The organism is Polynucleobacter sp. (genome assembly GCF_018500155.2).
Lineage (GTDB): Bacteria > Pseudomonadota > Gammaproteobacteria > Burkholderiales > Burkholderiaceae > Polynucleobacter.
Genome location: NZ_JAHBAK020000056.1, coordinates 1 through 6505 on the forward strand (window position 1 = coordinate 1; position 6505 = coordinate 6505).

10 protein-coding genes are annotated in these 6505 nt (G+C 46.7%); 3 read left to right on the top strand and 7 right to left on the bottom strand.

Annotated elements, in window-relative coordinates:
• A partial coding sequence (locus tag KIH43_RS06970) for a PhoH family protein (protein WP_297719169.1) occupies positions 1 to 373 on the top strand: 373 nt, incomplete at its 5' end.
• Positions 330 to 884 (top strand): C40 family peptidase, encoded by a 555-nt coding sequence (locus KIH43_RS06975; protein ID WP_366069229.1) that lies wholly within the window; start codon positions 330 to 332, stop codon positions 882 to 884. The genes KIH43_RS06970 and KIH43_RS06975, both read left to right, overlap by 44 nt.
• A 22-nt stretch (positions 885 to 906) precedes the next feature.
• Here KIH43_RS06975 and dnaB read toward each other — a convergent pair whose 3' ends face one another.
• The 6 genes from dnaB to KIH43_RS07005 all read right to left on the bottom strand — a co-directional run bounded on the left by dnaB (position 907) and on the right by KIH43_RS07005 (position 5035).
• On the bottom strand, positions 907 to 2304 hold the full coding sequence (dnaB, locus tag KIH43_RS06980) for a replicative DNA helicase (RefSeq protein WP_297719184.1): 1398 nt from the start codon (positions 2302 to 2304) through the stop codon (positions 907 to 909).
• 66 nt (positions 2305 to 2370) lie between these two features.
• Positions 2371 to 2823, bottom strand: coding sequence for a 50S ribosomal protein L9 (gene rplI, locus KIH43_RS06985; protein WP_296970283.1), 453 nt, complete (start codon positions 2821 to 2823; stop codon positions 2371 to 2373).
• Between the two features lie 13 nt (positions 2824 to 2836).
• Positions 2837 to 3109, bottom strand: a complete 273-nt coding sequence (gene rpsR, locus KIH43_RS06990; RefSeq protein ID WP_011902267.1) for a 30S ribosomal protein S18 — start codon at positions 3107 to 3109, stop codon at positions 2837 to 2839.
• Positions 3110 to 3122: 13 nt separating this feature from the next.
• Positions 3123 to 3425 (bottom strand): primosomal replication protein N, encoded by a 303-nt coding sequence (gene priB / locus KIH43_RS06995; RefSeq protein WP_297719172.1) that lies wholly within the window; start codon positions 3423 to 3425, stop codon positions 3123 to 3125.
• Positions 3426 to 3475: 50 nt separating this feature from the next.
• Positions 3476 to 3850: a 30S ribosomal protein S6 gene (gene rpsF / locus KIH43_RS07000; protein ID WP_296970277.1), complete on the bottom strand. Its 375-nt coding sequence runs from the start codon at positions 3848 to 3850 to the stop codon at positions 3476 to 3478.
• Between the two features lie 123 nt (positions 3851 to 3973).
• Positions 3974 to 5035: an asparaginase gene (locus tag KIH43_RS07005; protein ID WP_297719175.1), complete on the bottom strand. Its 1062-nt coding sequence runs from the start codon at positions 5033 to 5035 to the stop codon at positions 3974 to 3976.
• Between the two features lie 59 nt (positions 5036 to 5094).
• Here KIH43_RS07005 and lexA point away from each other — a divergent pair, with 59 nt between their 5' ends.
• Positions 5095 to 5814 carry a transcriptional repressor LexA gene (lexA, locus tag KIH43_RS07010; protein ID WP_297719178.1) on the top strand — a complete coding sequence of 240 codons (720 nt, stop codon included), beginning with the start codon at positions 5095 to 5097 and terminating at the stop codon, positions 5812 to 5814.
• Positions 5815 to 5883: 69 nt separating this feature from the next.
• On the opposite strand, the gene KIH43_RS07015 is transcribed toward lexA, so the two are convergent.
• Positions 5884 to 6342, bottom strand: a complete 459-nt coding sequence (locus KIH43_RS07015; protein ID WP_297719181.1) for a hypothetical protein — start codon at positions 6340 to 6342, stop codon at positions 5884 to 5886.
• Between the last annotated feature and the right edge of the window lie 163 nt (positions 6343 to 6505).

A 6505-nucleotide genomic window follows, 5' to 3' on the forward strand; every position in this document is an offset into this window, starting at 1 on the left:
AGTTCTGCAGCGCAATGATGATGCTGGTGAATGGGGTCGCGCCGCGACTCAAGAATTGATTCGTTCACGCATTAAAGTCAAGAGCATGAACTTTATGCGCGGCAGAACTTTTGTCAGCAAGTTTGTGATTATTGATGAAGCACAAAACTTAACACCCAAGCAAATGAAAACCTTAGTGACTCGCGCAGGCCCTGGCACGAAGATTGTTTGTTTAGGCAATATCGCCCAGATTGATACCCCTTACTTGACTGAGGGCTCATCTGGTCTGACTTATGTTGTTGATCGCTTTAAAGGTTGGCGCCACAGCGGCCATGTGACGCTTGCTCGTGGTGAGCGCTCTCGTCTTGCGGATCATGCTGCTGACGCGCTTTAAAAGAGATCTCACATGCCGCACTCTCATGGGGTGCGGCATTTTTATTTGCGCCATCGCACTATCGGGTTGCGCCTTATTTACTGGTAAGTCAGGTCCTTCAAGAGTTGCGCAGTTCAAACAAGATACTAGCGTTGGCACAGAAGACATTTCTATTGCAGCAGTAGGTTTAGTGGACGTACCCTATCGCTATGGAGGCAACACACCCAAGGGTGGCTTTGATTGCAGTGGTCTCATCGTTTATGTCTATAACAAGGCAGCTGGAATTAAATTACCGCGCACTATTCAACAAATGAGCACACAGGGTAAGAGCATTGATAACCAGCCCCCGGCACCAGGTGATCTCGTGTTTTTCAACACGACTGGCGAGAAATATTCACATGCAGGAATTTATGTTGGTCAGGGACGATTCGTACATGCGCCAAGCGCTGGAGGAACCGTACGACTGGACTACATCACTGCACCCTATTGGGCCGCTAAATTTACTGAAGCAAGACGTATAGCTTCTCAGTAAAGCGACTTTCTATTGTTTGGCTTTAGAACGGCTCGTAGCCGCCAGAAGAATAGCCGATAGACCCTAAAGCCAGGTTATCAAACTTCGTAAATGGCCCTTGCCAGCTCAGACGTACTGTACCGATGGGGCCATTACGCTGTTTACCAATGATGATCTCTGCAATGCCTTTATCGGTTGTGGTGTCTGGGTGATACACCTCATCACGATAAATAAACATAATGAGGTCGGCATCTTGCTCGATAGCACCAGACTCACGTAAATCAGACATGATGGGGCGCTTGTTGGGCCGCTGCTCTAGTCCGCGATTTAACTGTGAAAGCGCAACGACTGGGCATTGCAACTCTTTAGCCAAGGACTTTAATGAGCGAGAGATTTCAGAAATCTCTGTCGCACGGTTTTCTGATCCAGAACCACTCATCAACTGTAAGTAATCGATCACCACTAGACCTAGAGTGCCGCCAAAGTTTCTGGCGATACGGCGAGCACGTGCACGCAATTCAAGACTAGATAAAGAGCCTGTCTCATCTATCAAAATTTGGGTGTTACTTAAACGCGCAATGGCATCCGTTACTCGCGGCCACTCATCATCTTGTAATTTGCCAGTACGCATGCGACCTTGGTCTACGCGCCCAACCGATCCTAATAAACGGGCAGCCAATTGCTCACCGGACATCTCCATGGAGAAAACAACCACCGGCAATCCTTCTGCCAATGCGACATTCTCAGCAATATTGAGCGCAAACGCTGTCTTACCCATCGAGGGTCTTCCAGCGACGATGACCAAATCACCTTTTTGCAAACCGCTAGTTTGTTTATCTAAGTCAATAAAGCCTGTGGCAATACCTGTGATATCACTACCACCCTGACGGTTGTATAGCTCATCAATTCTGGCAACTACGGAGCGCAATAACGGCTCGATCTCTAGGTAATCCGCTTTCCGACTACCCTCTTCACCAATCTGCAATATACGAGACTCTGCTTCGTCCAAAAGGGTTCTCACTGTTCGACCCTCTGGCACAAATGCAGAGTTCACAATGCTGTCAGAAACTTCAATTAAACGACGCAAAATACTGCGGTCACGCACGATATCAGCATACCCTTTGATATTGGCGGCACTTGGTGTGTTTTGCGCTAGTGAATTTAAATAATCAATGCTAACTAAATCACCGCCCTGTTCTGACTTCACTGCATCGTAAACAGTAATGACATCGGCTGGATGATTGTCGCTAATGAGGCGCGCGATGACCTTATAGATCAAAGCATGCTCGGGGCGATAGAAATCTTTATCAGTAAGTACTCCACCAAGGTTATCCCAAGCAGAGTTATCGATCAGTAGACCGCCGAGCAGAGATTGCTCGGCTTCTACAGAATGGGGAGGAACTTTTAAAGCCTGCAAGACTGTATCCCCAGGCCCCGTCATGCCGGGATTCAGCGTAACGGAACGTGAGCGGGATTCAGCCATGAGGCTAGTTTACAGAGTAAACGCTTAAGCTTGCTCGCCAACAACACGAATCGTAATGTCAGCCACTACATCGGTATGTACTGCAACCGCTACAGGGTGATCACCAACCATCTTCAATGGACCGGTTGGCAAACGAATCGATGCTTTTTCAATGGTGAAACCTTTCGCTTTCAATGCGTCAGCAATGTCGTGATTCGTTACAGAACCAAACAAACGACCATCAACGCCAGCCTTTTGATTGATTTCAAGTACTAAATCCTTGAGCTTGGCACCGACTACTTCGGCAGCAGCCAATTTTTCAGCAGCAAGCTTTTCCAATTCGGCACGACGCGCAGCGAAATCTGCAATCGCCGCTTCAGTAGCACGACGCGCTTTACGTTGTGGAATTAAAAAGTTACGAGCAAAACCGTCTTTAACACGAACGACGTCACCGAGGTTGCCCAAGTTTGTTACTTTTTCTAAAAGAATGATTTGCATTGAGGGCTCCTAATTATTTCTTGTGTTGATCGGAGAATGGCAACAAAGCCAAATAACGAGCACGCTTGATAGCAGTGTCTAACTGACGCTGATACTTTGCTTTTGTGCCAGTCAAACGAGCAGGAGTGATCTTGGCGTTTTCGCCAATGAAGTCCTTCAATGTATCTACATCTTTGTAGTCAATCTGTTCTACGCCAGCAACAGTGAAACGGCAATAACGCTTACGCTTGAACAATGGGTTCTGAGCTGGTTTCTTTTTGAAATCGGGTTTCTTTCCAAACGCCATGATGATTTCCTTTTTAAATTTTCAATTGAATATGGTTAATGTGGAAAACCAGTTTTTGATTACGTAGAGTTTTCGGTGCTAAGAATCCTTTAAACACTGCCTCAGCTCCTAGTTCCATTTGCTCTAGATCTTTTTGTATTGGACCTATCGCAACCGCTTCAACACTCATCTGTACTTTCCTAGCTATTCCTACCTCTGTTGCCTCACCACTATGCTCTAGCTGGCAATGCATCACTGGAATTCCTGCTGGTGTAAATCGAATCGCGTCTTTAGAAACTAAGATTGCAGTGAGGGTGAAATGATTCAACGCCGCCACGCTTCTCTAATACGTTCTCTAGTCTGTATCTTCCTCTTCAAATTTCGAACTTATTCCGCTGCTACTTGAGCTTCGGCTTGAGCTGATTTGCGTGCCTCTTCACGTTGCACTTCCTTCATCATGATGGAAGGCTCAGTTTCAGCTTTCTTAGTCTTGATGATGAGGTGACGCAAAACTGCATCGTTAAATTTGAACGCATGCTCGAGCTCTTCCAGAGTCTTCTGGTCGCACTCAATGTTCATGCAAACGTAATGGGCTTTTGCAAGTTTGTCGATCATGTAAGCCATCTGACGACGACCCCAATCTTCAATACGATGAATTTTGCCGCCTGCAGCAGCCAATGTCGCTTTGTAGCGATCAATCATCGCTGGCACTTGCTCGCTTTGGTCCGGATGGACGATAAAGACGATTTCATAATGACGCATCAAACACTCCTTCTGGTTAAAGTCACCTGGGCGTCTTGCTAATTTCTGATGGTTTTGAAATTAGCGCCAGTGTGACAAGGTAGTAACAAATTGTAAGTACTGCTCACAACACTTTTTTAGTTCTTACCCATATTCAGGCAAGACCGCTATTCTAGCAAAAAAATCCTGCCAAGTCAGGGATTTAGACTTATCCGACCCCTCATTTGCGGCGTTTAAGGCCAATTGAAGGGCAATCCTAGCCTTTGGGGCAGTCAGCGAGCCTGCCAGCTCACAGATAAGCCCATCTTTGACATCAACAACCGCTCCAGCGCCGGCCCTTGAGGCCCGCACTAACGCAATCCCCGCCTTTTGGGCTTCTTGTAATGGTCCTACCCAGGATTGATGAACTCCCCCTAAGCCAGTGCCAGCAAGAACTAAGCCATGAAGCCCGGACTTGATCAACACTTCAATGGCCTGCTTTTTGCAGCCCGCATGACTAGTGGCAATCTCTACCCACGGCCAAGACCCTTGAGGAATCGGCAAATCCTCGCCCAATGCTGCTTGAGCGGCCTTAACCCCAGACAACCAAGAAGGATTGATAAGGCCAATTGGACTGGTTTGCGAATCCATCAATGGTGCATTTAGCGCAGTAGTGTGACGTTTTGCCAAGTCTCTTGCTAAACAAACCTTGCCAGCAAAAACGGCAAATACTCCTCCCGGGCAGTTTTCCAGGGCAGTGGAAGACCAACGAATAGCATCTAAGAGATTTTGGGGGCCATCCGGCATTGGCGCATTTGCAGGCAGCATGGCGCCAGTGAGTACCACACGCTTGCCTAAATTTTGTGCAAGCTTGCCACAGACACTACTCAAGAAGAGGCCTGTTTCTTCTATCGTATCGGTTCCATGGGTGATAACAACCCCCTTTACAAGGGGGTTGACGAGCGATTCTTTGACGGCATTGCCAATTTGGGTCAGCAGCTCTTCACTCATATCGCTACTGTCAATATTGGCAATCTGCTGCGCTTTCAACTTCACAGAAGGGGGAATACCCTCTTTGACCCGATCCAAAAGGGTTTGGATGCCAACTTCGCCAGAACGATAGTCAGCTAGAGCCTCAGGATGGGATGCGAGCCCTGCAATGGTCCCACCCGTTCCTAAAACCAGAATATGAGGGATTTCGTCAGAACTATTTGGATTGGAGGCCATTCCCTATTATCACCTTTAAATTGCTTGAATTATCAAAAAGTGCTGTATACAATCCCAGTATGGACATAAATACAGTCGATTTTTCCGAGGAACTCATCGCCCTCCCCAAACTCACTGCTCGTCAGAATGAGATTTTGGAACTCATCACGAAATCCATCGATGAAAGTGGATTACCGCCCACTCGAGCAGAGATTGCATCCCAGTTAGGATTTGCATCTGCTAATGCAGCTGAAGAGCATTTGCGTGCGCTAGCCAAAAAAGGTTATATCGAATTAACCCCTGGAACATCACGCGGCATTCGCGTTGTGCAACGCTTTAATCAAACATCACACACAAATCAACATCGCCAGTTGTCATTGCCCTCTGGTGCATTACAACAACTAACATTGCCATTGATTGGACGTGTTGCAGCAGGCTCACCCATCATGGCTGTCGAGCATATTGAAAAGCAAGTTCCGATTGATCCAAGTCTTTTCAGTAAAGGCGCCGATTACTTACTAAAAGTAAAAGGTATGAGTATGCGTGACGCCGGTATTTTGGATGGCGATTATTTGGCTGTTAGAAAAACGACTGAAGTGCGCAATGGAGATATTGTGGTTGCACGCCTTGATGATGAGGTCACTGTCAAACGTTGGCAGCAAAAGAAAACTGCAAATGGCTTGGTAATTGAACTACAAGCTGAAAATCCTGACTTCAAGAACATTGTGGTTGACGGACGCCAGGCCAATTTTGCTGTTGAGGGTCAGGCTGTTGGTCTTATCAGAGCCGAAGGGCTTTAAAGGTCAGCGACTTTTTATCAACAACAAAAAGGCCTCCATCGGAGGCCTTTTTCTTTCACCTGTTTTTATTTACTTCTTGCTTGGTGCAACAACATTCGCATTCTTTGGCGATGAAGTAATCGTAATCACTGTTTTAGGTCCAGTTAGTGAGCCCTCATTTAACTCTACTGTTGCTGTGCGATCACCTTTAGTAAAAACCAAGATGCTGGTTTTTGCTTTGATAGCGCTGACTGTTGTCCAGCCTGCGCGAGGATATTCAGATTGAAAGAATGCATAAATATCTGTTGGAGACTGCACACCAGAAAGCACAGCACGACCAACCCAGTTATCACCACGTCCAATGATGATGGAATCTGCGCCGATGATTTTGGATGCCGCAGGTAAAGGCATATCACCCAAGAGCTGTGCTTGCACCTCTTGCGATTCTTGTGCAGCACTTGATGAATCACTAGAGCTAGCGCAAGCGCCCAATAGCGCTGTCAAAGAAAGAGCTATAGCAGTTAGCTTGAGAGTTTGAATTGAAATCATTTTTTCGCTTAATAAATTTATGCCAATTTTTTTGGGCATTCTGAAAGCATTTTAGGTGTCCAGTATCTTTCGTCAAGCAAAATTACTGGAGGCGCGTGAGGGAATCGAACCCCCGTACGAAGCTTTGCAGGCTCCTGCCTAACCCTGTCTCTTATACACATCT

Coding starts and splice junctions, on each gene's coding strand:
- dnaB (WP_297719184.1), bottom strand. CDS start 2,304: ATGACGGGGCCTGGGGATACAGTCTTGCAGGCTTTAAAAGTTCCTCCC.
- rplI (WP_296970283.1), bottom strand. CDS start 2,823: ATGCAAATCATTCTTTTAGAAAAAGTAACAAACTTGGGCAACCTCGGT.
- rpsR (WP_011902267.1), bottom strand. CDS start 3,109: ATGGCGTTTGGAAAGAAACCCGATTTCAAAAAGAAACCAGCTCAGAAC.
- rpsF (WP_296970277.1), bottom strand. CDS start 3,850: ATGCGTCATTATGAAATCGTCTTTATCGTCCATCCGGACCAAAGCGAG.
- KIH43_RS07005 (WP_297719175.1), bottom strand. CDS start 5,035: ATGGCCTCCAATCCAAATAGTTCTGACGAAATCCCTCATATTCTGGTT.
- lexA (WP_297719178.1), top strand. CDS start 5,095: ATGGACATAAATACAGTCGATTTTTCCGAGGAACTCATCGCCCTCCCC.
- KIH43_RS07015 (WP_297719181.1), bottom strand. CDS start 6,342: ATGATTTCAATTCAAACTCTCAAGCTAACTGCTATAGCTCTTTCTTTG.